22 protein-coding genes are annotated in these 25,666 nt (G+C 53.9%); 18 read left to right on the forward strand and 4 right to left on the reverse strand.

Annotated elements, in window-relative coordinates:
• The first annotated feature begins 294 nt into the window (after positions 1-294).
• Entirely contained in the window at positions 295-786 is a 492-nt protein-coding gene (locus tag BEN30_RS01080; protein ID WP_069956494.1) for a TspO/MBR family protein, read from the forward strand.
• Between the two features lie 73 nt (positions 787-859).
• Here BEN30_RS01080 and BEN30_RS01085 read toward each other — a convergent pair whose 3' ends face one another.
• Positions 860-1,318: a bacteriohemerythrin gene (locus BEN30_RS01085; protein ID WP_170826921.1), complete on the reverse strand. Its 459-nt coding sequence runs from the start codon at positions 1,316-1,318 to the stop codon at positions 860-862.
• Positions 1,319-1,399: 81 nt separating this feature from the next.
• On the opposite strand from BEN30_RS01085, the gene BEN30_RS01090 reads away from it, so the two are divergent.
• Positions 1,400-3,637 carry an ATP-binding protein gene (locus BEN30_RS01090; RefSeq protein ID WP_069956496.1) on the forward strand — a complete coding sequence of 746 codons (2,238 nt, stop codon included), beginning with the start codon at positions 1,400-1,402 and terminating at the stop codon, positions 3,635-3,637.
• A gap of 92 nt (positions 3,638-3,729) precedes the next feature.
• The gene (locus BEN30_RS01095) at positions 3,730-4,863 is read left to right on the forward strand and encodes a THUMP domain-containing class I SAM-dependent RNA methyltransferase (protein ID WP_069956497.1); all 1,134 of its coding nucleotides are present in this window, start codon (positions 3,730-3,732) and stop codon (positions 4,861-4,863) included.
• Here BEN30_RS01095 and BEN30_RS01100 read toward each other — a convergent pair.
• Together BEN30_RS01100 and BEN30_RS01105 are read right to left on the reverse strand one after the other, a co-directional pair.
• Positions 4,814-7,960, reverse strand: coding sequence for an efflux RND transporter permease subunit (locus BEN30_RS01100; RefSeq protein WP_069956498.1), 3,147 nt, complete (start codon positions 7,958-7,960; stop codon positions 4,814-4,816). The genes BEN30_RS01095 and BEN30_RS01100 overlap by 50 nt on opposite strands.
• 6 nt (positions 7,961-7,966) lie before the next feature.
• Positions 7,967-9,142 (reverse strand): efflux RND transporter periplasmic adaptor subunit, encoded by a 1,176-nt coding sequence (locus BEN30_RS01105; protein ID WP_069956499.1) that lies wholly within the window; start codon positions 9,140-9,142, stop codon positions 7,967-7,969.
• Positions 9,143-9,873: 731 nt separating this feature from the next.
• Between BEN30_RS01105 and urtA the strand changes: the two genes are divergently transcribed.
• The 15 genes from urtA to trxA all read left to right on the forward strand — a co-directional run bounded on the left by urtA (position 9,874) and on the right by trxA (position 24,352).
• Complete coding sequence (urtA, locus tag BEN30_RS01110) at positions 9,874-11,157, forward strand: urea ABC transporter substrate-binding protein (RefSeq protein WP_069956500.1); 1,284 nt, start codon at positions 9,874-9,876, stop codon at positions 11,155-11,157.
• A 149-nt stretch (positions 11,158-11,306) separates the two neighbouring features.
• The gene (gene urtB, locus BEN30_RS01115) at positions 11,307-12,941 is read left to right on the forward strand and encodes an urea ABC transporter permease subunit UrtB (RefSeq protein WP_245648952.1); all 1,635 of its coding nucleotides are present in this window, start codon (positions 11,307-11,309) and stop codon (positions 12,939-12,941) included.
• 3 nt (positions 12,942-12,944) lie between these two features.
• Positions 12,945-14,108, forward strand: coding sequence for an urea ABC transporter permease subunit UrtC (gene urtC, locus BEN30_RS01120; RefSeq protein WP_069956502.1), 1,164 nt, complete (start codon positions 12,945-12,947; stop codon positions 14,106-14,108).
• The gene (gene urtD, locus BEN30_RS01125) at positions 14,105-14,860 is read left to right on the forward strand and encodes an urea ABC transporter ATP-binding protein UrtD (protein ID WP_069956503.1); all 756 of its coding nucleotides are present in this window, start codon (positions 14,105-14,107) and stop codon (positions 14,858-14,860) included. Before urtC ends, urtD begins: the two co-directional genes overlap by 4 nt.
• 16 nt (positions 14,861-14,876) lie before the next feature.
• Complete coding sequence (gene urtE / locus BEN30_RS01130; RefSeq protein WP_069956504.1) at positions 14,877-15,572, forward strand: urea ABC transporter ATP-binding subunit UrtE; 696 nt, start codon at positions 14,877-14,879, stop codon at positions 15,570-15,572.
• Positions 15,547-16,452 (forward strand): urease accessory protein UreD, encoded by a 906-nt coding sequence (locus tag BEN30_RS01135; protein WP_139134787.1) that lies wholly within the window; start codon positions 15,547-15,549, stop codon positions 16,450-16,452. The genes urtE and BEN30_RS01135 overlap by 26 nt, the downstream gene beginning before the upstream one ends.
• A 16-nt stretch (positions 16,453-16,468) precedes the next feature.
• On the forward strand, positions 16,469-16,771 hold the full coding sequence (locus tag BEN30_RS01140; protein WP_069956505.1) for an urease subunit gamma: 303 nt from the start codon (positions 16,469-16,471) through the stop codon (positions 16,769-16,771).
• 11 nt (positions 16,772-16,782) lie between these two features.
• Entirely contained in the window at positions 16,783-17,106 is a 324-nt protein-coding gene (locus BEN30_RS01145; protein ID WP_069956506.1) for an urease subunit beta, read from the forward strand.
• Between the two features lie 3 nt (positions 17,107-17,109).
• Positions 17,110-18,819: an urease subunit alpha gene (gene ureC / locus BEN30_RS01150; RefSeq protein WP_069956507.1), complete on the forward strand. Its 1,710-nt coding sequence runs from the start codon at positions 17,110-17,112 to the stop codon at positions 18,817-18,819.
• A gap of 9 nt (positions 18,820-18,828) precedes the next feature.
• A complete protein-coding gene (locus BEN30_RS01155; RefSeq protein ID WP_069956508.1) occupies positions 18,829-19,341 on the forward strand; it encodes an urease accessory protein UreE in 513 nt (170 codons plus the stop codon).
• Positions 19,295-20,020 carry an urease accessory protein UreF gene (locus BEN30_RS01160; protein WP_069956509.1) on the forward strand — a complete coding sequence of 242 codons (726 nt, stop codon included), beginning with the start codon at positions 19,295-19,297 and terminating at the stop codon, positions 20,018-20,020. Before BEN30_RS01155 ends, BEN30_RS01160 begins: the two co-directional genes overlap by 47 nt.
• Complete coding sequence (ureG, locus tag BEN30_RS01165) at positions 20,017-20,676, forward strand: urease accessory protein UreG (RefSeq protein WP_069956510.1); 660 nt, start codon at positions 20,017-20,019, stop codon at positions 20,674-20,676. The genes BEN30_RS01160 and ureG overlap by 4 nt, the downstream gene beginning before the upstream one ends.
• A 146-nt stretch (positions 20,677-20,822) precedes the next feature.
• Positions 20,823-21,152, forward strand: a complete 330-nt coding sequence (locus BEN30_RS01170; RefSeq protein ID WP_069956511.1) for a hypothetical protein — start codon at positions 20,823-20,825, stop codon at positions 21,150-21,152.
• A gap of 338 nt (positions 21,153-21,490) precedes the next feature.
• Positions 21,491-23,812 carry a PAS domain-containing sensor histidine kinase gene (locus BEN30_RS01175; protein ID WP_069956512.1) on the forward strand — a complete coding sequence of 774 codons (2,322 nt, stop codon included), beginning with the start codon at positions 21,491-21,493 and terminating at the stop codon, positions 23,810-23,812.
• Between the two features lie 153 nt (positions 23,813-23,965).
• Entirely contained in the window at positions 23,966-24,352 is a 387-nt protein-coding gene (gene trxA / locus BEN30_RS01180) for a thioredoxin (RefSeq protein ID WP_069956513.1), read from the forward strand.
• A 26-nt stretch (positions 24,353-24,378) separates the two neighbouring features.
• Here the strand turns inward: trxA and BEN30_RS01185 are convergent, their stop codons facing one another.
• Positions 24,379-25,518, reverse strand: a complete 1,140-nt coding sequence (locus BEN30_RS01185; RefSeq protein ID WP_170826922.1) for an OmpA family protein — start codon at positions 25,516-25,518, stop codon at positions 24,379-24,381.
• Between the last annotated feature and the right edge of the window lie 148 nt (positions 25,519-25,666).

Consider the following 25,666-nt stretch of genomic DNA (forward strand, 5'->3'; position numbering starts at 1 on the left):
TGACAATGTTCTTCGTGGTCGTTATTCCGGCCGTGACATGACTGCGTTTTTCGCCCGCCATGGCCGTATCGATGAGGCGGAGATTAACTTTTTCATCCAGCTGTTTATGCGGCTTTCGCCGATGGCCGACAAACGCTGATCTCTTGTCCACAAATTTATGCAGGGGTGTCGACCAGGCCTATGAAGCGGAAGCGGCATGTGCCCGGCGACTTTGGCGTTAAAAGAAAACCTGACCTGAAGGGGTAATGCATCTAAAGTGCATATCCAAACCTCTCCCCAAGAAGGCAAGGGCATATGGAAAACAATCTTAGCCGCCGCCGGGACATTCTTGGTCTCGTTGCATTCATCATCGGGTGCCTCGTGGTCTCGGGCATCGGTGGAATCATCACAGCCACAAGTGTTGGTTCTTGGTATCTGTCGCTTGAAAAGCCCCCTTTCAATCCGCCCAATTGGGTGTTCGCACCGGTGTGGACCACCATTTATGTCTTCATGGCGGTTGCGGGTTGGCGTGTTTGGCGGAGGAACCATGTTACACGGCATCGGGCGCTCATGGTGTTTGGGGTTCAGCTTGGCTTAAACCTGACTTGGTCTTTTTTATTTTTCGGACTTCAACGCATTGATCTGGCTATGATTGAAATTTTCGTACTTCTCATTGCCATTGTCACCTCGACGGTGCTTTTTTGGAGAATAGATCGATTAGCGGGTACTCTTTTTGTGCCCTACGTTCTGTGGGTCTCTTTCGCTACGCTGCTCAATGGATCTCTTTGGGTTTTGAACATCACCTGACCACTGAACCTCTCGATAACGTCGAGAGGAAGGACTGGTCTGTCCTGCAAAGTGATGGAAGAGCGGTTCGGCGTTATTGTGTTCTCCCGCCCGTCAAATATGGTTTGAGTTTCATGTCTTCTTTGACAACATGATCAATGAGCCACGATCTCAGGAAGCTGGAGAGTTCTTCTATATTGATCTTCTCATGGTTCTCAATCTGCTTGTGTTTGGCTTCGACGGCTTGAAGCAGCGCCTTGTGTGCCTCTCGATGAGAATTCCGGTGGGGATAGTGGACAGCTTGTTGGATTTTTTCTTCGCGTTCAAAATGTTCGTGGGCATACTTTTCCAGCGCCGTAAAGGCGAGGCCCAGAACTTTCAAATTGTTTTCTGATACGGCCTTTTCATAGGCATTGATCAATTTGACAAGGTGTTTGTGGTCCTCATCAATCGCTTCATTACCGACAGAAAGTTTGTCGTTCCATTCAATTGTCATTTTGTGTCCCCCAAGTTTGTTTGAACTCAATACCTTGAGCAATTCATGGCCGTCCATTTGTGTGCGCATTTATTTTATGGACGTTTGTTTTACTCAGGTCCAATATTAATATGACAAAACGATTTAAAAGAGAATTATATGCCGGTTGCTCAATTTTTTCGCCAGTGGCTGTTGTTGGTTGGTGCTTTACTGATATTGGGAGGCACCGTTGGGTGGAAGTTGTTTTCAGAGTACGCTTTCATTGGTGAACAGCAGCAAGAACGGTTGATCACCCAGACTCAAGTCATTGATAAAAATCTTGAACTCCAGCTGACAGCGACCAACCATGCGATTGACTCGATTCGCCGCGATTTGCCGACTCTAAAGGCAGAGCAGGATGACCTCATACAGCTCAATCATCGCCTTGAGTTTATGCGGGGCTCCATGCCCACCACGCGGGCTATTACCATTTTCGATGCGGATGGCACCCTGATTGCCAGAAGCCCGCACGGGTTCGTTGGTCAAAACTTTAAGACCCGGGGATATTTTCAGGTCGCGCGCCAGGGCGGTGCCCCAGAACAACTTTACATCGCCCCTCCTTTTCTCGCCAAAACAGGGGAGTATGTTCTGAATGTGTCGAAAGTCTTGCTTGATGAAAGCGGAAAATTTGCTGGCGTCATCTTGGTCAGCTTGGGGCCGGAGTATTTCAAAACCTTGTTGACGTCCGTACTCTACGCGTCAGACATGCGTTCAACGCTGGTTCACGGTGATGGTAAAATAATTTTTAGCGCTCCTGAACGAGAGGGTGTCAGCGGTCAGGATATCAATACGGACCCCGGTCCCTTTTTTGCGCAACACGTGCAGAGCGGGCAAGAAACCAATATCTCAGAAAGTTATGGGCCTTTCTCTAGAGATGGTCACTTGACGGTTTGGCACACGATCCAGCCCGCAACGGTGCCCATGGACAAGTCACTGGTGATCGGTGTTCGTCGTGACGTTTCAATCCTTTTTGCACCTTGGCACAGAGATGTGATGGTCAACGGTGGATTGTTCTTCCTGCTGGTTTTTGTCAGCAGCTTGGGGTTGCTTTTTTCTCAAGGTCGGCAAAGAGCTTACAACCAACTTGTCGTCCTCCGGGAGGCGGAGCGCAGCAAAGCGGAAGCACAGCTGATCAAGGCCAAGGCCGAAGTCGAAGAGGTCAATATCGAACTTAAGTTTCTCAGTGAAGACCTTGAACAGCAGGTCAAAATGCGCACAGCTGAACTGGTCGAAACGTTAAAGGCGAGAAGTCAGTTAAGTCAATGCGTTGAGCAAAGCCCCAGTATGTTGTTCATCACCAATACCGAGGGCAACATCGAATACGCCAATGCAAAATTCTACGAAGTGACAGGGTATACCCCGCAAGAAATCATCGGACAGACCCCCCGTATTCTTAAATCTGGACGTACCCCGCCCTCTGTATATCAAGATTTATGGTCTACCATCCAATTGGGGAGCATCTGGCAGGGCGAACTCGAAGACCGGCGCAAAAATGGGCAGAGTTTTTGGGCCGATGTCACGATTACGCCGATACGTTCCGAAGACGGTACCATTACTCATTATTCCTCTTCGCACATCGATATTACTGAACGAAAAGAAGCTGAATTGAAGATGCGCGAAGCCCGTGATCAGGCAGTGGTCGCTTATCGTGCAAAATCGGACCTTATGGCCAATATGAGCCATGAACTGCGTACACCTCTCAATGCGATCATTGGCTTTTCCTCAACAATTTTGGAAGGCGTATTCGGTCCCATTGGTCATGAAAAATATCGCGAATACCTGGGTGACATCCACCAGTCTGGCGAACATCTGCTTGGTCTCATCAATGATATCCTCGACGTTTCTGCTATGGAAGCAGGGGCTGTTGAATTGTACGAAGAAAATGTCACGCTATCTGACGTCGTTGATACCTCGGTTCGCATCATAGGGCCTCGGGCGAGTACGGGGCAGGTATCTGTCATTTCTACAGTATCGTCAGAACTCCCACAGATTTATGTAGATGAGCGTCGATTGAAACAAATCTTGCTGAACCTGCTGAGCAATGCCGTCAAGTTCACCCACAGTGGCGGGGAAGTTTCGGTGAGTGCCGACTTGAGTGGCGACGGCTCACTCTCTTTTACGGTTACCGACAACGGAATAGGTATGGATGTGCAAGAAACCGAAAAAGCGATGAGTCCGTTCGGTCAGGTTGATAGTGGCCTGAACCGCAAGCACGAAGGCACAGGACTAGGGCTTCCCCTGACGGTTGGTTTGGTGGAACTGCATGGGGGAACGCTTCAGCTTAAGAGTGCCAAAGGTTCAGGCACAGAGGTCGCAATTACGATTCCCAAAGAACGGGTTATTCAGAACCCTCACTAAAGGACAAAGGCCGGCAACGTTTATATCCGCTTTAGACCGTAGACTTGAACAAAACTATCGACGTTCGCAGGCCTTAACGCTATGCATGCGCCATGAATGCAGACAAAAATCTTGAAATATTTCTCGTCACCGCGCCGGGCTTAGAATTGCTTTTGCGCGAAGAGGCGGTGGAGAAGGGGTTTCGCAAGCCCAAGGTTGCCGTGGGCGGCGTGACGGTCCAAGGCGATTGGGCGGCGGCCTTTCGCGCCAACTTAGATCTGCGCGGAGCCAGTAAGGTTCTGGTCCGCATCGCGAGCTTTAAGGTGACGCATTTGGCCCAGTTGGACAAACATTTGCGCGCGTTTGCCTGGGGCGAAATGTTGCGCCCGGATGTATCGGTGAGGGTTGAAGCTGCGTGTAAAAGCTCGCGCATCTATCATTCGGGTGCGGTGGTCGAGCGTCTGTCGAACGCCATCAAAGATCAATTGGGGGTGGAGGTTTCTCCTGACGGGGCGGTTTGCATCAAGGCGCGTATTCTCAACGACATCTGCACCATCAGCGTGGACACGTCGGGCGAACTGCTGCACAGGCGCAGTCACAAAGAAGCCGTCAGCAAAGCGCCCATGCGCGAAAACTTAGCCGCGCTCATGTTGCGCCAATGCGGCTATGGGGGAAAAGAGCCGGTCGTTGATCCCATGTGCGGATCGGGTACTTTCGTCATCGAAGCCGCGGAAATTGCTGCTGCCCTGTATCCCGGACGCTCACGTTCGTTTGCCTTTGAGCAACTGGTCCCTTTTGACGCCGAAAAATGGCAAGCGTTGTGTACGCGCGGAAACAATAAGACGGTCACGGCGCGGTTTTATGGCAGCGATCATGATGCCGGAGCAATCCGTATGAGCCGCGCAAACGCGGAACGCGCGGGGGTTACGCATTTGTGTGAATTTGTTCAGCGTCCCATCAGCGAGTTGGTGCCGCCGGATGGCCCACCTGGTTTGGTCATCGTGAACCCGCCGTACGGAACACGGATTGGTGAGATGAAACAGCTGAACGCCCTGTATCGTTCTCTGGGCCAAGTGCTGAAAGAACACTTCGCCGGTTGGCGTGTCGGTTTGATCACCAACACGCCATCGCTGGCCAAAAATACAGGCCTGCCGTTTGCCCATGAAAGCGATCAGATCGACCACGGCGGTCTGCGGGTTAAGGTGTATTCGACGGATCCTTTGCCGCGTTTTCTGCCGGGGCGTTGAGACTGTCCGTTCGTCTCTGAATCAAGATATACAGCATTGGCACAAAGAAGATCGCCAAGAAGGTTGCGGTGAGCATGCCGCCAATCACCGCGATGCCGATGGCGTTTTGCGCCGCCGACCCGGCGCCGTGGGCAATTGCCAGCGGTGTGACGCCCAGCATAAAGGCCAACGAGGTCATGAGGATGGGACGGAACCGCCGTTTGGCGGCCAGAAGCACGGCCTCCATAAGTCCCGCACCTTCGTCGTGTAGAGATTTGGCAAACTCGACAATCAAAATGGCGTTTTTGGCCGATAGTCCGATGGTGGTGAGCAACGCCACTTGGAAATAAATGTCGTTGTTCAAACCGCTCAACGTTGAAGCCGTTACGGCCCCGATCACGCCCACCGGCACCGCCAAGATGACGGCGAACGGCACCGTCCAGCTTTCGTACAAAGCCGCCAAGCTGAGGAAGACCACCAGCACGGACAGAGCATAGAGGGCAAGCGATTGCCCCCCGGTCGCCTTTTCTTCATAGGAAATGCCGGACCAGCCAAAGTCGAAACTGGGAGACAGGCTTCTGACCATGGATTCCATTTCCGCCATGGCTTCGCCAGAGCTTACACCGGGCGCTGCCGCACCTTGAATGTTCACGGAAGCAGCCCCGTTGAAGCGTTCCAGTTTGGGCGAGCCATAGGACCACTCGGCGGAAGTAAAGCTGCCGAAGGGCACCATTTTTCCGTCTTTGTTGCGCACGTACCAATGGTCCACATCAACCGGATTCATGCGATAGGGCGCGTCCGCTTGTAAAAAGACCTTCTTGATGCGCCCATCGTCCAAGAAGTCGTTGACGTACGATGAGCCCCAGGCCGTTTGCAGGGTTTGATTGATGTCGGCGATGGACAGCCCCATGGTGCTGGCTTTTTCATGATCGATGTTGATTTGGTATTGCGGCTCGTCAGACAGTCCGTTGGGACGCACGCCAACCAGTTTGGGATTTTTGGCGGCCATCCCCAGCAATTCACCGCGCGCCTTCATCAGGGCCTCATGGCCCAAATTCGCCCGGTCAATCAGTTGGAAATCAAAACCCGATGCATTGCCCAGCTCTCGAATGGGCGGGGGGAAGAAGGCAAACACCAGCGCGTCCTTGATGCGCGCAAATGCGCCCGATGCTCGTCCGACAATGGAGAATACGGTTTGATCGGCGCGGGTGCGTTGAGACCAGTCCTTCAAGGCGACAAAGCCCAGCGCAGCATTCTGGCTGCTGCCAGCAAAACTGAATCCCACCACGGTAAAGAGATGCTCAACGTTTTCCTTCTCGTTTTCCAAGAAGTAATCCTCGACCTGTTTGACGCTTTCCAAAGTGCGTTCCGCCGTAGATCCCGGAGGAGCGCTGACCATCAAAAACATGTTGCCCTGATCTTCGTTGGGCAAAAAGGATGTGGGCAAACGCATGAACAAGAAGATCAATCCACCAATCAGCAGACCATAAATCAAGACGAAGCGAAGCGTTCGCTTTGCGATATAACCGACGCCGTTTTGATAGCCGTCTCGGGTCGCATTGAAGTTGCGGTTGAACCATTGAAAAAACCGCCCGACATCATCCGTTTGACCTTTTTTAACGGGCTTCAATATGGTTGCACACAGTGAAGGGGTGAGGATGAACGCGACCAACACCGACAGCGACATGGCCGCCACGATGGTCACGGAAAACTGACGATAGATTGCACCCGATGCGCCACCGAAAAAGGCCATTGGCACAAAAACGGCCGACAGCACCAAGGCGATGCCGACCAGCGCACCGGAGATTTGGTCCATGGATAAGCGCGAAGCCTCTTTCGGCGACAGCCCATCTTCATGCATGACGCGCTCGACGTTTTCGACCACGACAATGGCATCATCAACCAACAACCCGATGGCCAAAACCATGGCGAACATGGTCAAGGTGTTGATGGAATAGTCAAAGGCGAAGAGGACGGCGAAGGTGCCCAAAACCACCACCGGCACGGTGATCGCGGGGATCAACGTGGCGCGGATGTTTTGCAGAAAAAGATACATCACAAGAAAGACCAAAACGGCGGCCTCAATCAGCGTATAGACCACCGATTCAATGGAAAGCTTCACGAACGGGGTGGTGTCGTAAGGATAAATGACGTCAACGCCAGAGGGCAAAAATGGTTTAAGCTCTTCAACTTTGGCCTTCACCCGTTCCGCCGTATCCAGGGCGTTCGCGCCCGATGCCATGCTGACGGCGATACCGGCCGCAGGATGGCGCTTATAGCGCGCAATGCGGTTGTAGCTTTGGGACCCCAACTCCACACGCGAAACGTCTTTTAAGCGCACCTGGGAGCCGTCGGTGTTGACGCGCAAAATGATGTCTTCGAAATCTTTGACGGTGCGCAGGCGCGACTGTGCCGTGATGGTCGAATTCAGCTGCTGTCCGTCGATGGCGGGTAATCCGCCGATTTGACCCGCGGACACATCGGCGTTTTGGGCCTGAATGGCTTGGCGCACATCGGTTGTCGTTAAGTTGAAGCTGTACAATTCATAGGGGTTGAGCCAGATGCGCATGGCGTGTTGTTCGCCAAACACCCGCACGTTGCCAACCCCGGCAATACGCGCGATGGGATCTTGAATTTTTGACGACAAAAAATCGCCCAATTCGCGCTGGCTGACGCTGTCGTCTTTGGAATAGAACCCAACCACCAGCAAGAAGCTGTCATTGGCCTTGGTGACGGTGACGCCCTGGTTTTGCACGTCTTGCGGCAACAGGGGCAGAGCCGCCTGAATTTTGTTTTGCACTTGAACCTGGGCGGTATCAGGGTCGGCATCGGGTTCAAAGGTCACCGTGATTTGCACGTTGCCGGACGACGCACTGTATGAAGAGAAATAGCGCAGATGATCGATCCCCGTCAGCTTTTGTTCGATGATCTGGGTGACGCTGTTTTCCAGCGTTTCAGCCGAAGCCCCTGGATAAGAGGTCTGAATGGAAACCGACGGCGGGGCGATGTTAGGGAATTGCTCGATGGGCAATTCGATAATGGACAGCGCCCCGGCCAGCATGATGACGATGGCGATGACCCAGGCGAAAATTGGCCTATCGATAAAAAAGCGGGGCATGTTCGGTTACTCCGCTTTGTCGGTTTTAGGGGAGGATGGCGATGACGCCATGACCGGTTTGACGGTCGCGCCGGGGCGGGTTTTCTGAAACCCTTTGGTCATGATCATGGTGCCGTCCTCAAGGCCGTTTTGGACCAGCCAGCCATTGTTCGTGGCCTGCTGGGCTTCAATCGGTTGGGCTTGAACCTTGCCGTCGGCGTCGATCACCCACACCGACAAATTGCCATCGGAACCGCGTTGGGCGGCGGCTTGCGGCACAACTATGGCTTGGACGGGCTGTAAGTGGATGCGGGCGCGAATGAACATGCCGGGCAGCAATGTCCGGTCTGGGTTGGGAAACAGCGCGCGCAACAAGACGGTGCCGGTGGTTTGGTCCACGGTGACTTCTGAAAACTGAAGCTCACCTTCTTGGGTGTAAGCAGGCTGGCCTTCTTCGTTATCAAGACTGACCTTCAGCTTTTGCGCATTGTCAAACTGTGGGCGCAAACGGATCAAATCCCGGCTGGGCATGATCAGGTCCACGTATATGGGATCAAGTTGTGTAATGGTCGCCAATGCCGTCGTTTGATTGGCCGTAACCAAAGCGCCCGCCGTTATGGATGACTTGCCAATGCGTCCCGAAATGGGGGCGTTCACTTGGGTGTAATTCAGGCTGACCTCAGCTGCCGACACAGCCGCTTGGGCGACGGCGACATCTGCAACGGCTTGATCACGCGCCGCAACGACATCTTCATAGGCTTGTTGGCTGATGGTTTTCGACTTGACCAGCGAGGTGTAGCGCACCGCTTTGGCTTCAGCCAGTTTGGCATTGGTTTTAGCCCGGTTGAGGTCGGCAATCGTGCGATCAAAATCGGCTTTATAGGGGGCTGGGTCAATTTGATAGAGAAGCTGACCTTGGGTGACCGTGGCCCCTTCTTCAAACAGTCTTTCCGTGATGATGCCGCTCGCCTGGGGGCGAATGTCTGCAACTTTATAGGCCGTCGTGCGGCTGGGCAGCTCCTTGTAGAGCGGAACCTCTTCCCTGTGCAGCGTCACGGCTTCAACTTCCGTCGCAGCCGATGCGCTTGCCTCTGGTGCAGCGTCTGAACGAAATGCGTCGTAGGCCCAATAGGCAATCGCCGCGATGCTGATGAGCAGTGCAGCCTTGAGAAGATATTTCTGGGAAGCCTGTTGGGTCTGCATGACTGGATACGTCCTCATCTGACGGTGAAAGCTGTCGTTCTATATATCTTACCGATATATATCTCGTCGATATATATATCTTAGGATGTCTCAACTTGTTTAGAAAAATGACGCTGGTGCAGCAATTTTTCAATGGTCAGAATTGAAGGGATTTTGAACCTGGGGCGTTTGTATGTCCATTTTCAAAATATAATCCATTGATATTAGATGTATTTTGCTTCTTTAGACCACGCGTGCACATAATTTAATCACCATTGACTTATGTGCTTAAAAATTATGCTTAAATTAACAGCGTGCCACGTTCGCCCGGATTCATCTCCCAAAAAAACTTAATGCGGGTGGCTTCGGGGGTGCGTTTCGGAGCAAAAACGAAGAACCCCCGCAGATTCTCATCTGCGGGGGCGAGGGCTGTTTGGTGCAACAACGCCTCTCAGAAGAGAGATTAAATCTCACACTCTGTGGCTCAAGTATGGCCTCCGCACCGTGTCAGGTCAATTGATCTAGTGCGTTGAAATAAAGAATAAAAATACCATTGTGCTCAAACGGCGGGCAGTTGAGACGGGAGATGGGGTGAACAAAATATCCGCCTTACCCTGAGTGAGAGAACGTCAACTGTCTGAAATCCAACACGAAAAAGTCTCTAAAGTCAGGTTTATGACAATCTGGCCCGGTTCTTGCCTTTGAGAGGGCGGTGCAACAACACAACTCTCATTATGAGGAGGAGCTTTCGAATGAAAAAAACCATGAAAATCCTGGCAGGTGCGGGCGCGATTGCCGCTTCGGTATTGACCGCCACCGCCGCACAGGCTGCCGACACCATCAAGGTTGGTGTTCTGCATTCCCTGTCTGGGACCATGGCCATTTCCGAGACCACGTTGAAGGACACGGTCTTGATGATGATCGATGAACAAAACAAGAAGGGCGGCCTGTTGGGCAAGAAGCTCGAAGCTGTGGTCGTTGATCCGGCATCGAACTGGCCGCTGTTTGCTGAAAAAACCCGTGAGCTGATCGAAAAAAACAACGTTGACGTGATCTTCGGTTGCTGGACTTCGGTTTCGCGCAAATCGGTTCTGCCGGTCATCGAAGAGCTGAATGGCATGCTGTTCTACCCGGTTCAATATGAAGGCGAAGAAAGTTCGCGAAACGTGTTCTACACGGGCGCTGCGCCGAACCAACAAGCCATTCCGGCTGTGGATTATTTGCTCAGCAAAGATGGTGGCGAAGCCAAGCGCATCGTGTTGCTGGGTACCGACTACGTTTACCCGCGCACGACCAACAAAATCCTGCGCTCTTACCTGCATTCCAAAGGCATCATGGATGCCGACATTATGGAGAACTACACACCGTTCGGTCACTCTGACTGGCAGACCATTGTCGCGGACGTAAAGAAATTTGCATCTGCTGGCAAAAAGACCGCCGTTGTGTCCACCATCAACGGTGACGCCAACGTGCCGTTCTACAAAGAACTCGGCAACCAAGGCATCAAAGCGGAAGACATCCCTGTGGTGGCCTTCTCGGTCGGTGAAGAAGAACTCGCCGGTCTGGACACCAAACCGTTGGTCGGCCACTTGGCGGCTTGGAACTACTTCATGAGCGTTGATGCACCGGCGAACGCCAGCTTCATCAAAACCTGGAAGACGTTTATCAAAGACGACAAGCGCGTCACCAACGATCCGATGGAAGCCACCTATATCGGCTTCAAAATGTGGACCCAAGCCGTTGAACAGGCAGGTTCCACCGACGTGGACGCTGTGCGTCAAGCCATGTACGGCCAGACGGTTAAAAACCTGACCGGCGGTACGGCTGTCATGAACACCAACCATCACCTGTCCAAGCCGGTTCTCATCGGCGAAATCCAGGACGATGGTCAGTTCGATATCGTTTGGAAAACGGATGGTGAAGTGGTCGGCGACGCATGGTCCGACTTCTTGCCCGAAAGTGCCAAATTGACCGCCGATTGGACCTTCCCTTGGGTCTGCGGCAACTGCGAAAAGCCTCTTTACGCAGCTCAGTAAATTGAAGATCTCTCTGTCTTAAGACCTTGTGCCGGGGCGGGCTCGCCTGTCAAAACTGACTGCTGTCAAAACTGACTGTCGATCTTGCCCCGGTTCCCTTTTTGAACATGACAATTTGTTATTCAATATTCGGGCGATGTGGGGAACAGATGCTTTCGAAGACATTGGCAATGCGTTGGTTGGTGGTGCTGTCCGTTTTCATCGGGTTGGGTTTTGGGTCTTCAACCCCCGCCCATGCAGATGAATTTTCAGACGCGGTGCAAGCGCTGAACGCCGACAACAACACGGACAAAGCTGCTGCTATTGAAGCGCTCAGCGCCACAGGTGATGAGCGCGCCGCCACCGTGTTGTCAGCCCTGTTGAACGGCACACTTTTTTATCGTCAATCAGACGGTCTTGTGGTGTTGTCCAAGGAGTCAGGCAACGTCACCATTCTCATTGATCCTTCGACGATGAATGAGGTGGCGGATGTGAGCGGTTCTGAAGCCAAAAAAATTCGCATCAACAACAAACTGCGCGGCCAGCTCAAAGGTGTGCTCGGCGCGTTGACGTTGTTGAGCAAAGATGCCGATAAACGTCAAAACGCGGCGGACGAAGTGTTTAAAGCCAACGATCCGTCCATGTTGCCGGTGTTGCAAAAAGCCATTGCCCGTGAATCTGATCCAGACGTCAAGGGGCGCATGCTGCGCGCTCAAGCAGCCATTATTTTAGAATACAGCGAAGACACGGCGGCGCGCCTCAAAGCGGCACAAACGCTGGGTGAATTCACCGATCCCGATATTTCTGCGTTGTTGGGCAAAATAGCCAATACGTCTACAGACCCAGAGGTTAAAAAACTCGCCAAGGACATGCAAGACAGCGTTGAAGGCCGTCTCGCCGCGTGGTCCTTCTTAGGCAATCTGTTTCAAGGCGTGTCGTTGGGGTCCGTGCTGCTGCTGGCCGCCGTGGGGCTGGCCATTACGTTCGGCGTGATGGGCGTGATCAATATGGCGCACGGCGAAATGGTGATGTTGGGCGCGTACACCACGTTCATGGTGCAAGATGTCATTCGCACCCATTTTCCGGCCGCCTTTGACTGGTCCCTGGCCATCGCCGTTCCAGCCGCATTTTTGGTCACGGGTGCGGTTGGCATCTTGGTCGAGCGGGGCATCATTCGCTGGCTCTATGGCCGTCCCTTGGAAACGCTGTTGGCGACCTGGGGGCTGAGTTTGATGTTGCAGCAATTGATCCGCACCCTGTTCGGTCCCACCAACCAAGAAGTCGGCAACCCCAGTTGGATGTCCGGTGCGATTGAGACCTCAACGGGCTTGGTGCTGACCTACAACCGCATTTGGATCATCGTGTTTTCTTTGGCGGTGTTAGGCATGTTGGCGTTGGTCACGCGCAAGACCATGTTCGGCCTGCAAATGCGCGCGGTGACGCAAAACCGCGCCATGGCCAATTCCATGGGCATTCGTTCGGGCTGGGTCGATGCGTTGACCTTCGCTTTGGGTTCCGGCATTGCCGGTATGGCGGGCGTGGCGCTCAGCCAAATCGACAACGTTTCGCCCAACTTGGGCCAAACCTATATCATCGACAGTTTTATGGTGGTGGTGTTCGGCGGCGTCGGCAACTTGTGGGGCACCCTGGTGGGCGCGTTCTCGCTGGGCATCGTCAACAAGTTCTTGGAACCTTATGCAGGCGCCGTGCTGGGCAAAATCTTTGTCTTGGTGGGGATCATCTTGTTCATTCAAAAACGTCCACGGGGGCTGTTCGCCCTCAAAGGCCGCTCGGTGGAGGGTTAAGAAATGACACATCAACCTCTGTTGCTGCGGATTGTCAAAGAACCTATGGCGGTGTCTTTGTTAAGTGTGCTCATCCTGGCGGCCTTTTTGGTGCCGATGCTGAACTTGATGCTTCCCTCAGACAGCGCCTTTCATGTGCCGAGCTATGTGGTGACGTTGTTGGGCAAGTACCTGACCTATGCCCTGTTGGCGCTGAGCGTTGATTTGGTGTGGGGTTACTGTGGTATTTTGAGCCTCGGCCACGGTGCGTTTTTTGCGCTCGGCGGCTACGCCATGGGCATGTACATGATGCGCCAAATCGGTGATCGCGGCGTTTACGGCAATGCCGAGCTGCCCGATTTTATGGTGTTTCTCAATTGGCAGGAACTGCCTTGGTATTGGTATGGCTTTGACAGCTTTGGCTTTGCCATGTTGATGGTGGTGTTGGTGCCGGGGTTGCTGGCGTTTGTGTTTGGCTGGTTTGCGTTTCGCTCTCGGGTGACGGGGGTGTATCTGTCCATTATCACCCAGGCCATGACTTATGCTTTGTTGTTGGCATTTTTCCGCAACGACATGGGTTTTGGCGGCAACAACGGTCTGACGGACTTTAAAGATATTTTGGGCTTTGGTCTGCAAACGGATGGCATGCGCGCAACGCTGTTTTTCTTGTCTGCCATGGCGGTGGTGACGGGCTATTTGGTCTGTCGCTTTATAGTCGACTCACGCCTCGGCCGGGTCATTGTCGCCATTCGCGACGCTGAAAGCCGGACCCGCTTTTTGGGCTACCGGGTTGAATATTACAAGCTGTTCGTGTTCACCGTATCGGCCGTCTTGGCGGGGATTGCCGGTGCGCTTTATGTGCCCCAGGTCGGCATCATCAACCCGTCTGAATTTTCACCGGCCAACTCCATCGAAATCGTGATTTGGGTGGCCTTGGGGGGGCGTGGATCGTTGACCGGGCCGATCATCGGGGCGTTGGTGGTCAACTACGCCAAAAGCTATTTCACGGGCGCGCTGCCGGAAGTGTGGCTGTTCATGTTGGGCGGCCTGTTTATCTTTTCCACGCTGTTTTTGCCCAAAGGCCTCGTTGGCACCAAAGCCATTTCCGACGCGTTTGAAGAACAACGTTTGCGCTTGGCCAAGTTCTTAAGACCCTACGACTACGCAGAGGGGGGAGAAGGACGATGAACAAACCCCATGCCAGCAACACCATTTTGTATCTCGACGGTGTATCGGTCAGCTTTGATGGCTTTAAGGCGCTCAACGACTTAAGCCTCTATGTCGAAGAGGGCGAATTGCGCGCCATCATCGGTCCCAACGGCGCGGGCAAAACCACCATGATGGATGTCATCACCGGAAAAACCCGCCCCGACAAAGGTGATGTTATTTTTAACGGTGGCGTCGATTTGACCCAACTGGACGAAGCCGCCATCGCCAATTTAGGCATTGGGCGCAAGTTTCAAAAACCGACTGTGTTTGAAAACCACACAGTATTTGACAATCTGGAACTGGCGCTCAAAGGCCATCGCCGTCCCCAAAGCAGCTTGTTCTTTCGTTTGAGTGGGGAACAGCAATACCGCATCAACGAGGTGCTGGGTATCATCGCGCTCACCGACGTACATATGATGCAGGCGGGTTCACTTTCGCACGGTCAAAAGCAATGGTTGGAAATCGGTATGCTGTTGATGCAAGACCCGGATCTGTTGTTGGTTGATGAGCCGGTCGCCGGCATGACCGATGCGGAAACCGAAGCGACCGCGGTGTTGCTCAAAGATATTGCAAAAACCCGTTCGGTGGTGGTGGTCGAACACGACATGGTTTTCGTCAAGTCGCTTGATTGTCGCGTCAATGTGTTGCACGAAGGTTCTGTGCTGGCCGAAGGCAGCTTGGACGTGGTGCAACAAAACGAACAAGTCATCGAAGTGTACTTAGGTCGATGAAGGGGAAGGGTTCGCCATGTTAAATGTACAAGACATCGATCTTCACTATGGCGCGTCGCAGGCGTTGCGCGGTGTGGACTTAAGCGCCGCCACCGGCCAAGTCACCTGCGTGATGGGTCGCAATGGCGTCGGTAAGACGTCTTTGATGCGCGCCATTGTCGGTCAACAAGGCACCAGTGCTGGCAAGGTGATGTGGGAAGACGACGACATCACCAAGCTGAGCCCCCATGAACGTGCCCGGCGCGGCATTGCGTTTGTCCCTCAGGGCCGGGAAATTTTTCCGTTGATGAGCGTCGAAGAAAACTTGCGCACCGGATTTGCCGCAGTTCCGCGCAGCCTGCGTCATGTGCAAGACGAAATCTTCGATCTGTTTCCGGTGTTGAAAGATATGCTGCACCGTCGCGGCGGTGATTTGTCGGGCGGTCAGCAACAGCAACTGGCCATCGCCCGTGCGCTGGTCACGCGCCCGCGTTTGTTGGTTCTGGATGAACCGACCGAAGGCATTCAGCCGTCCATCATCAAAGACATCGAACGTGTGATCCGTTTGCTGGCGTCTCGCGGTGACATGGGGGTCTTGCTGGTGGAACAATACTTTGAATTCGCCCGCGATCTGGCCGACACGTTTTGTGTGATGGACCGTGGTGAAGTGGTTCTGGCGGGCACAAAAGCGGAAATGGTGGAGGAAGATGTACGCCGTCACCTCACCGTCTAAGGCTCCCATCGAGGACAAAGTTCAAAGCGATACGTCGCCGTGTCCAGGCATGCACGGGCGTGTCGAAATGTCTTTTCAGGTGAGCGAACGGGGCCCGGGTCTTAAAAAGACGTGTCTTAAAGACCTGTATCAAACCTCTCCGTTTCGGGTGCTGTTCCCAACCTTGCCCAAGGCTGAGCTAACCAGTGCCGTTTTGGTCACCACCTCGGGTGGATTGGTCGGTGGCGATCGTTTGGATGTCAGTGTTGAAATCGAAGCTGGTGCGCGCGTTCAAGTGATGGGCCAAGCGGCGGAAAAGGTTTATCGGTCCAACGGACCCGATACGCATTTTAACGTGGATTTGAGTGTTGAGGCGGACGCTTATCTGGAATGGTTGCCCCAAGAAACCATTGTTTTTGACCAAGCCCGCCTGCGCCGCACGACGATGGTCGATGTCGTGGAGGGCGGTGAATTTTCCGGGGCCGAGATGTTGGTGTTTGGTCGCGTCGCCATGGGCGAAACGGTCTTGAGCGGGTTGATCCGCGACATTTGGGATGTGCGCAAAGACGGCAAACGGGTGTGGGCGGATGCGCTGCATTTGGACGGCGATATTGACGCAAAGGTGTCTCATCCGGCAGGATTTGACGGGGCTAAGGCGGTGGCGACGTTTGTTCATGTTTCGCCGCGTGCAGGGGAACGTTTAGAGATTGCCCGCACGTTGTTGGGCGAAGACCGTGAAGGTCTGCGAACGGGCGCGACCATGGTAAACTCCATTTTGGTGGTGCGCTGGTTGGCCGATGACGCGCAGAAGATGCGCGGGGCCTTTGCTGATTTTTGGGCCGCGTTTCGCGCCCACACACAGAATTTACCGGGCACCATGCCCCGGCTTTGGCATGTCTAAGAGGGAGACCTAAGCGGTGAAACTGACACCCCGGGAAAAAGATAAACTGCTGGTCGCCATGGCGGCCAACGTGGCGCGCCGTCGTTTGGAACGGGGCGTGAAGTTGAACCATCCCGAAGCCATTGCGCTGATCACGGATTTTGTCGTCGAAGGTGCCCGCGATGGCACCTCCGTCGCCCAGCTGATGCAAGACGGCGCCAAGGTCTTGCGGCGCGACCAAGTGATGGATGGTATCGCGGAAATGATCCTCGACATTCAAGTCGAAGCGACCTTTCCCGACGGCACCAAGCTCGTCACCGTCCATGAACCCATTCGTTGAAGGAAGCCGTTATGATCCCCGGAGAAATCATCACCGCGTCGGATGACATCGTTTTGAACGCGGGCCTTGAAACCTTAACCATCAGCGTCGCCAACACCGGCGACCGCCCGGTGCAAGTGGGCAGTCATTATCATTTTTACGAAGTCAACGAAGCCCTGGACTTTGACCGGGAAGCAGCGCGGGGTTTTCGCCTCGACATTCCGGCGGGCACGGCGGTGCGCTTTGAACCCGGTCAAACCCGCGACGTTCAATTGGTGGCCTTGGCCGGCAACCGTATTGCCATTGGGTTCAACGCTAAAGTTGACGGCCCAATAGATGACAAGTTGGAGGTCTAAGAGATGGCTTATACAATCGATCGCACGTCCTATGCCTCCATGTTCGGACCGACCACGGGCGACAAGGTGCGGTTGGCCGATACCGAACTGTTCATCGAAGTGGAAAAGGACTTAACCACCTACGGCGAAGAAGTGAAATTCGGCGGCGGCAAGGTGATCCGCGACGGCATGGGCCAATCGCAAATGTCGCGCGCCGAAGGGGCCGTGGACACCGTCATCACCAACGCCTTGATCGTCGATCACTGGGGCATCATCAAGGCCGATATCGGCATCAGGGGTGGGCGCATCGTCGCCATCGGCAAAGCGGGCAACCCCGATACCCAGCCGAATGTGGACATCATCATCGGGCCGGGTACCGAAGCCATTGCTGGTGAAGGGCGCATTGTGACGCCGGGCGGCATCGACGCGCACATCCATTGGATTTGCCCGCAACAAGTTGAAGACGCGCTTTATTCGGGCATCACCACCATGTTGGGCGGCGGCACCGGACCGGCGGAAGGCACCAACGCCACCACCTGTACGCCGGGGCCGTGGCACATGGAAAAAATGATTCAGGCCGCTGACGCCTTGCCCATGAACTTGGCGTTTTTTGGAAAAGGCAATGCGTCGCGCCCCGAGGCCTTGATGGAACAAGTGCGCGCGGGTGCATGCGGGTTGAAGCTGCACGAAGACTGGGGCACCACGCCCAGCGCCATCGACACGTGTTTGACCGTTGCCGAAGACACCGACGTCGCGGTCGCCATTCACACCGACACGCTGAACGAATCCGGCTTTGTCGAAAACACCATCGCCGCGTTTAAAGGCCGCACCATTCATGCGTTCCATACCGAAGGGGCGGGCGGTGGTCACGCGCCGGACATCATTCGTGTGTGCGGCGAACAAAACGTTTTGCCGTCGTCCACCAACCCGACCCGGCCTTATACCGTCAACACCATTGACGAACATTTGGACATGTTGATGGTATGTCACCACTTGGACAACCGCATTCCCGAAGACGTGGCCTTTGCCGAAAGCCGCATCCGCAAGGAAACCATCGCGGCGGAAGACATCTTGCACGACTTGGGCGCGTTTTCCATGATCGCGTCCGACAGTCAGGCCATGGGCCGGGTCGGTGAAGTCATTATCCGCACCTGGCAGACGGCGGACAAAATGAAGCGCCAGCGCGGTCGCTTAACGGAGGAAACTGGCGACAACGATAACTTCCGGGTTAAACGCTACATCGCCAAATACACCATCAACCCGGCCCTGACTCACGGCATCGCGTCCCATGTGGGTTCCATTGCCGTGGGCAAGCTGGCGGATTTGATTTTGTGGAAGCCTGCGTTTTTTGGCGTGAAGCCCGATATCATTGTGAAGGGCGGAGCGATTGCCGCCGCCGCCATGGGCGATCCCAATGCCTCTATCCCCACCCCACAACCGGTTCACTATCGTCCCATGTTTGGGGCCTTGGGCCGGGCCAGGACGCAAACTTCGGTCACGTTTGTTAGCCAACTGGCGGTGTCTGAAAACATCGCCAAGCTGTATGGCGTCGACAAACCCCTGGTGGCGGTGGAAGGGTGTCGCACCGTCAAAAAGGCCGACATGGTTTTGAACAACTTAACGCCCAACATCGAAGTCGATACGGAAACCTATGAAGTGCGCGCCGATGGGGTGTTGTTGACCTGTGAACCCGCTGACGTGTTGCCCATGGCGCAACGCTACTTCTTGTTTTAGGACCTGCATATGCGCCGCGCCACCCATGTTATCCGCAAATCAGATTGGGCCTCGAGTGAGGCGCTGGGCACCGTGACGCTCAGCTTTGAAGACCGTTTTCGTCGTCGGGTGCGCCTGATGGATGACGCGGGTGAACCGTTCCTTTTGGACTTGGTCCAGGCACAACGGTTTGAAGACGGCGACGGTTTGGTCCTGGATGGCGGGGGCATCCTCTTGGTGAAGGCCGCCTTGGAAGATGTGTTGGATGTGTCGGGGTTAGACACCCAACACAGCGCCCGCTTGGCGTGGCACATCGGCAATCGACACACCCCAGTGGAGGTCTTGCCCAGCGGTCAATTGCGCATTCAATACGACCATGTCTTGATGCATATGCTGGAAGGCTTAGGGGGGGCAATGCAACGCCTGAACGCGCCGTTTGTCCCGGAACCGGGAGCCTATGACACACCCGCAAAAACGCCAGCAGAGGGAGAGGCCCATGATCACACCCATCATCACAGCCACGCCCATACCCCTCACGGATAACGGTCTGCTGCGTCTGATGACGTGGTTGTCGCCGTCCTTTCCGGTCGGTGCATACGCCTATAGCCATGGTGCGGAAGCGGCTGTGGAGATGGGCCGGGTCAAGGACTGGCAGACGGCTGCGGCGTGGGTTGGCTTTGTTTTGGAATTTGGTTCTGGGCGGGTGGACGCAGACCTCTTTGTCGCCGCATATCTGGCGGCAGACGAAAACAATGCGCAGAAATTTGTCCACGTTGCAGGCTCTGCCGACGCCCTCAAAGGCACGGCGGAACTGGGCTTGGAATCGCGTTCTCAGGGCCAAGCCTTTGTGGATGCGGTTGAGGGGGCTTGGCCGGATAAAAAGTTTTCCAAGTTCGTCCAAGCCCTCACCGATGCCGAGGTTTTGCCATCGTATGCGGTTGTCGTTGCCGCTGCGGCCGCATTTGCCCAAGTCGGTCTGCAAGCGGCGCTGGGGGCGTATCTGCACGGTTTTGGTGCCAATATGGCCAGCGCCATTGTGCGCTTGATTCCGTTGGGCCAAACGGACGGGCAAAAAATTATTGCGGCGTTGGAACCTGTCGTACAGCGCGCGATGGGGCACGCGTTGGAGCGTGACCCAAATGACTTGGGCAGTGCCGCGCTGAGTGTGGACTGGTTGTCCATGAAACACGAAACCCAGTATTCGAGGTTGTTCAGATCATGACGCAAAATTCGCCAAGCAATCCCCCAAGCAACCCCCTGCGTGTGGGCATCGGGGGTCCGGTGGGGTCGGGTAAGACCGCGCTGTTGAAATCCTTGTGTCAGCGCATGCGCGATGTCTATGACATCGCCGCCATCACCAACGACATCTACACCCGCGAAGATGCAGAGTTTTTGACCCGCGAAGGGGCGTTGGATGCCGAGCGCATTGCCGGGGTGGAAACTGGCGGTTGTCCGCACACCGCGATCCGCGAAGATGCCTCCATGAATTTGGCGGCGGTGCGCGATATGACGCTGAAATTCAAGGGCCTGGAAGTTGTATTTGTGGAATCGGGCGGCGACAATCTGTCGGCGACGTTCTCCCCGGAGCTGGCGGATATTACGGTCTATGTGATTGACGTGTGCGCGGGTGATAAAATTCCCAGAAAGGGCGGTCCAGGTATCACCCGGTCCGATTTGCTGGTGATCAACAAAATTGAATTAGCTCCCTTGGTCGGGGCGGATTTGGGGGTGATGGATCGCGATGCCAAAAAAATGCGTGGGGAGCGCCCGTTTGTCTTTGCCAACGTGCAAAAAGGCGATGGTGTGACCGAAATTTTGGACTTCATCATCTCGGCAGGTGGGCTTGAATGCCGTGCAATTAAACACCAAATTGCCTGATATGGTTGTTTTTGTTGCTCGCGCCCAAGCTTTATATTACCATATTTTAATGTACTAAACATTGAGGGCGGAGATGGTCTGCGCCCCGATTTGGACCGACTGCCGGACACCTTGGAGCGTTGCCGGCGCGGGAGGGAGTTTTAGACATGAACAAGATTTCAATTGTACTCGCGTCGGCACTGGTCGTTGTTTTTACGCTGGTGGCCATGCCCACAACGTCCGAGGCTTGGTCCTGGCCTTGGAATTGGGGTGATGACAACTGGGGCGGCGGCCCATGGAATAATGGCCCTTGGGGCGGATATGGTTATCCCTATGGCGGCGGCTATCCCGGTGGCTATTATCCCAATGGTGGCTATGGTTACCCCTATGGCGGCTACGGGTATCCGGCTTATGGTTATGGATATGCACCCTATGGTGCGCCATATGCGGCCCAACCCCAGCCCCAGGCCCAGCCTCAGGCACAGCCGACAAGATAGACTGTTGGCATCAATTTTTGTGCAAAACCCCGCTCATTGAAGCGGGGTTTTCTTATGCCAGCACAACATAAAATCGTGTGTTGGTGTCGGACGGTAATATGTTAGAGAAGATGGATGAAAATACCATATGTCTACAGTGGGTGATAAGTGCCCATGCGGGTTGCGCAAAGGGGAAACTGTGTTATTCTGAGCGCTCATTGTCGCACCTAAATAATAGTCTATTAGCAGAAGCTTGGGCCACAACCGGTGTGCAGTATTGGGGATGTAAACGAGGCGTTGACGCCTCGTTTCTTAAATGGGGGGAGCCGATTTTTTTATCGGCTATATCGACTTAAGCAATGTATCGCTTAGTCCGTAATTTTTCACTCGCCAGCGCTTTGTCCATCGCGATTGTGAGCGCGGTGCTCGGGCTCGTCTTGCACGGCAAGATGACGGATGAGATGGTCGTCGACACAGAGAGGCGTAATGCCTCTTTGTCGCGTTCGTTCGTCAACACACTGGGTATGAGCCTGCAGGCTTTTCTGGATCATGCAAAAAGTTGGCCCGTGGATAAACTTGCCGATAGCGAACAATTTGCCAAATTTGACAGCTATTTCCGCAATGCTACGGCCGGTTTAAACATTCTTATGGTTAAGGTTTATGAGCTTGACGGGACGACGGTGTATTCCACCAATCACGCCCAGGTGGGGGAAAGGAAAGACCTCGATCTCGGCTTTCAAACAGCAAAGTCAGGTCATATTGTCAGCAAGTTGTTGTTTCGCTCCCAATTCAATACCTTCGACGGCCTGGTGGCCGATCGCGACTTGGTGTCGAGTTATGTTCCCGTGCGTATTGATGGTGAAATCATTGCGGTGTTGGACGTTTATTCCGATGTGACTCCAACGGTGTTGCGGATCAGGCAGGCCAGTCTGGAATTGGTGGCGCTTTTGGTCGCTTTGTTCGGTGGCTTGTTTTTGATTTTGTATTTTTTTGCCCGTCACGCCGAGGGGATAATCAAAAAGCAATATGACGAAAAACAGCACGAAATTGAAGAACGTCGTCAAGCCGAAGCGGCTTTGATGGCCAGTGAAAATCGCTTGCAGGATTTTTTGGATGCGGCTTCAGAATGGCTTTGGGAAAGTGATGTGGACCATAAGTTGGTTTTTCTCAGCCGCCGCTTTGAAGACGTTCTGGATTTGAAGATTGAAGATTACTTGGGTAAATCACGAATCAATTACAGTGATGAAACCATAGAAACAAATACGCTAAAGTGGCAGCGTCACGTCGAAGATTTGGAAGCTCATCGGTCCTTTCGTGATTTTGTCTATGCCCTGAATGGGCGGGATAAGAAGGTCTTTATACGGATCAACGGGATGCCTGTTTTTGATGCCAACGGAACCTTTAAGGGCTACCGTGGCACAGGCACCAATGTCACCGAACACATTTTGTTGGAACAAGAACGCCAACGTTCCGAACAACAGTCCGCATTGGCGTTTCGGGCCAGTCCGGCACTTGTTGCCGTGTCGGGCCTCAAAAGCGGTATCCATCATGACGTAAACGAAAAATGGTTGACGACGCTTGGTTTCAAACGAGAAGAAGTGATCGGCAAAAGTGCTGTCGAGCTTGGGGTGTGGGCCGAACCAAGTGACCGCCAACGTCTGATCGGTGAAATTACGGATCATGGCCGTATTGATTCTTTCGAAGCGAAATTGAAATTAAAATCCGGGGAAATCAGAGACTTTTTGATCAATGGGGAAGTGATTGCTTTTGACGGTGAAGATCGTTTGATGCTGGTCGCCCAAGATATCACCGCGCGCAAATATGAAGAGCTGATGCTGCAAGCTTCGCACGACATTTTGGAAAACCGCGTCCGCGAACGCACCCAGGCCTTGTATGAAGCAAAGGAAGGTGCGGAGATGGCAAGCCGCGCCAAATCCGAATTTTTAGCCAATATGTCTCATGAATTGCGCACGCCTTTGAACGCAATCATTGGCTTTTCGGACATCATTCAATTGCAAATGTTTGGCGCGGTCGGAGAGTCTCTGTATGTGGATTACGCCGGACACATCAAAGATTCCGGCGAACATTTGCTGACCCTGATTAACGACATCTTGGACGTATCGGCCATTGAAGCGGGTAAGTTTGAACTGCGCGAGGAAGAGGTCAATATCGACGAATGTGTGCAGTCCTGTTTGCGTCTGGTCAATGAGCGGGCGGGGCAAAAAAGTTTGACCATAAAGCGCGATATCGATGCCAACTTGCCCCACATGTTTGGTGACGAGCGGCGCGTGAAACAGATCGTCATCAACCTGCTCTCCAACTCCGTGAAGTTTACGCCTCGGGGTGGGGATATTTTGATCCGGGCTCATGTGGATGGCCGGGGGGGCCTGATTTTGTCCGTTAAGGACAACGGCATTGGGATTGCCAAAGAAGATATCCCCAAGGTCCTCAGCCCCTTTGGTCAGGTCGACAGCTCGTTGGCGCGTGAATACGAAGGGACGGGTTTGGGGCTGCACTTGGTGCGCCAATTTGTCGAATTGCACGGCGGCAAGTTGGTTATTGTCAGCGAAGTCGGTAAAGGCACGGAAGTGAGCGCTCATTTCCCGCCCGGTCGCATGACCTATGAGAGCGCTCCCTTTTCCCCTCATGACCGTAGTAAAACGCGCAACGGTATTGCGTAAGTCCAGCTTCTCCCATTGGAGGGCATAAGGGGTGGTAATTGTGCTCAGGGGTGGGTATATTCGCTAAAGCTTAAGTATGGCGGATCCGGTGTTGGCGCAAAGCCACGGTGGTAAGGCCTAGACGTCACTGTGAATTGTTATAAGGAGCCGGACATGGCCACCATCGCGTTGACCGCCGACAATCTCGAAGCCACAATCGAGAATAATGATATTGTTTTGATCGATTTTTGGGCTGACTGGTGCGGCCCCTGTAAAATGTTTGGTCCGATTTTCGAAGCCGCATCCGAAGTCCACCCCGACGTTACGTTCGCCAAATGCGACACAGAGTCCGAACAGGTCGTCGCGGCGCAATTTGGCATCCAGTCCATCCCCACCGTTGCTGCGTTTCGCGAGCAGATCTTGGTCTTCTCCCAACCCGGTGCGTTACCCGAAGACGCTTTGGCCCAACTGTTGACCCAGCTCAAAGCGTTGGATATGGACGATGTGCGCAAAAAGATCGCCGAAGCGCAGGCCCAGGCCGAACTTCACGGCGACGACTGAGCCACAGTTTTCCGTTTATCATAAAGCTATAGATGATCTAGGCGCGTGACCTGAACGCGGCGATTGACTTCGCCATCGGGATGATCCCAGTCCAAGAGTTGACTTTCGCCAAAGCCCACGGCCTCAAGGCGTGCTGGGTCAATGGCAAATGTCGTGACCAAATAGTTTGATACCGCTTGGGCGCGTTGGCTCGACAATTTCAAGTTATAGTCATCTAAGCCCACCGCATCGGTATGTCCGGCAATTTGAAAACGGTAGTTGTTCAATTCACCATAGGTCAGCGCTTCACCCAACGTGTTCAAAGTGTCCATGGTTTCGGGCTTCAAGGTGGCACTGTCGAATTCAAAATAGACTTTGATGTTGACCGATGGCGGCGGAGCATCTGGCGTGATGGCGGCCAATGTTTCGACCATGGCGGAAGGTGGGATTTGGGGCGTTTGAGGGCCAGAGGTGCACGAGCCTTGTTGGTCTGTAGCGGTGAGACCCGCCGCTAAAATGAGGCTGTCGCCTTGTTTGAGATAATCGGTTGAACACGTTGCACACAAATCACGCGCTCGGGTAAAGAGCCTTAAATTTCGGTTGATAAGGTCCGTGTGCTGACCAAAGTGAAGCGCATCTTTTAGGGTCAGAACGGCTTGATCCAGGCGTCCCGATAGTCCTTGGGAAACCCCCAAGTTGTTCAAAATGCCGGCATCGTTCGGGCAAAGTTCCAAGGCTTTTCGGTAAGCGATCTCAGCATCGCCGTAGCGGTTCATAGTGTCGTTGGCGATGCCGATGGCCGAATACAAGCGCCAGTCGCCGGTTGTGCCTTGGGTGGCGCGTTCCAATTGTGCCAGCCCTTGCAAGCTGTTGCCTTGGAGCAAGGACAACTTGCCCCGTTCTGCCCAAAATTTGGTATCGTTGGCGAAAGCAGTGGGGGGTGTGTCGAGCACCTGGGCGGCGTCTTCAATACGCCCCGCCCAGCGTAAGGTGCGCGCCAAATTCAAGCGGGCTTCACGATCATTGGGCTTGTCACGAAGCCGCTTTTCAGCATCCTCGATGGCCTCATGGAAGGCCGTGCTGTATTCTGGTGATGTCTGCGCCAGGGGCTTTGGCGTTTCAGACGTGATGCACGCGCTGAGCCAGAAGGTTGCGGACAATACCAAAATACGGCGCGGGATGCTCATGTTCATTTCCGTTTCCAATTGTTTTGGGGTAACAAGCGGTATAGCCGCACCCGGGCGTATGCAACAGTGATGGGCGTCACAAAAAAAGTTGAATATCCCTACACATTGGTGGGTGTTACACGCTTTTCCCTGTGTCAGAATGCGTGCC

Origin of the sequence: Magnetovibrio blakemorei, from assembly GCF_001746755.1 — a bacterium.
In the GTDB taxonomy this organism is placed as follows: domain Bacteria; phylum Pseudomonadota; class Alphaproteobacteria; order Rhodospirillales; family Magnetovibrionaceae; genus Magnetovibrio; species Magnetovibrio blakemorei.

Bases quoted from the DNA above. Each gene is read 5' to 3' on its own strand.
- BEN30_RS01145 (WP_069956506.1), top strand. From the start codon at position 16,783: ATGATCCCCGGAGAAATCATCACCGCGTCGGATGACATCGTTTTGAAC.
- BEN30_RS01095 (WP_069956497.1), top strand. From the start codon at position 3,730: ATGAATGCAGACAAAAATCTTGAAATATTTCTCGTCACCGCGCCGGGC.
- ureG (WP_069956510.1), top strand. From the start codon at position 20,017: ATGACGCAAAATTCGCCAAGCAATCCCCCAAGCAACCCCCTGCGTGTG.
- BEN30_RS01185 (WP_170826922.1), bottom strand. From the start codon at position 25,518: ATGAGCATCCCGCGCCGTATTTTGGTATTGTCCGCAACCTTCTGGCTC.
- BEN30_RS01135 (WP_139134787.1), top strand. From the start codon at position 15,547: ATGTACGCCGTCACCTCACCGTCTAAGGCTCCCATCGAGGACAAAGTT.
- BEN30_RS01100 (WP_069956498.1), bottom strand. From the start codon at position 7,960: ATGCCCCGCTTTTTTATCGATAGGCCAATTTTCGCCTGGGTCATCGCC.
- BEN30_RS01175 (WP_069956512.1), top strand. From the start codon at position 21,491: ATGTATCGCTTAGTCCGTAATTTTTCACTCGCCAGCGCTTTGTCCATC.
- BEN30_RS01090 (WP_069956496.1), top strand. From the start codon at position 1,400: ATGCCGGTTGCTCAATTTTTTCGCCAGTGGCTGTTGTTGGTTGGTGCT.
- urtD (WP_069956503.1), top strand. From the start codon at position 14,105: ATGAACAAACCCCATGCCAGCAACACCATTTTGTATCTCGACGGTGTA.
- urtC (WP_069956502.1), top strand. From the start codon at position 12,945: ATGACACATCAACCTCTGTTGCTGCGGATTGTCAAAGAACCTATGGCG.
- BEN30_RS01160 (WP_069956509.1), top strand. From the start codon at position 19,295: ATGATCACACCCATCATCACAGCCACGCCCATACCCCTCACGGATAAC.
- urtE (WP_069956504.1), top strand. From the start codon at position 14,877: ATGTTAAATGTACAAGACATCGATCTTCACTATGGCGCGTCGCAGGCG.
- trxA (WP_069956513.1), top strand. From the start codon at position 23,966: ATGGCCACCATCGCGTTGACCGCCGACAATCTCGAAGCCACAATCGAG.
- urtA (WP_069956500.1), top strand. From the start codon at position 9,874: ATGAAAAAAACCATGAAAATCCTGGCAGGTGCGGGCGCGATTGCCGCT.
- BEN30_RS01085 (WP_170826921.1), bottom strand. From the start codon at position 1,318: ATGGACGGCCATGAATTGCTCAAGGTATTGAGTTCAAACAAACTTGGG.
- BEN30_RS01155 (WP_069956508.1), top strand. From the start codon at position 18,829: ATGCGCCGCGCCACCCATGTTATCCGCAAATCAGATTGGGCCTCGAGT.
- BEN30_RS01080 (WP_069956494.1), top strand. From the start codon at position 295: ATGGAAAACAATCTTAGCCGCCGCCGGGACATTCTTGGTCTCGTTGCA.
- BEN30_RS01105 (WP_069956499.1), bottom strand. From the start codon at position 9,142: ATGCAGACCCAACAGGCTTCCCAGAAATATCTTCTCAAGGCTGCACTG.
- urtB (WP_245648952.1), top strand. From the start codon at position 11,307: ATGCTTTCGAAGACATTGGCAATGCGTTGGTTGGTGGTGCTGTCCGTT.
- BEN30_RS01170 (WP_069956511.1), top strand. From the start codon at position 20,823: ATGAACAAGATTTCAATTGTACTCGCGTCGGCACTGGTCGTTGTTTTT.
- ureC (WP_069956507.1), top strand. From the start codon at position 17,110: ATGGCTTATACAATCGATCGCACGTCCTATGCCTCCATGTTCGGACCG.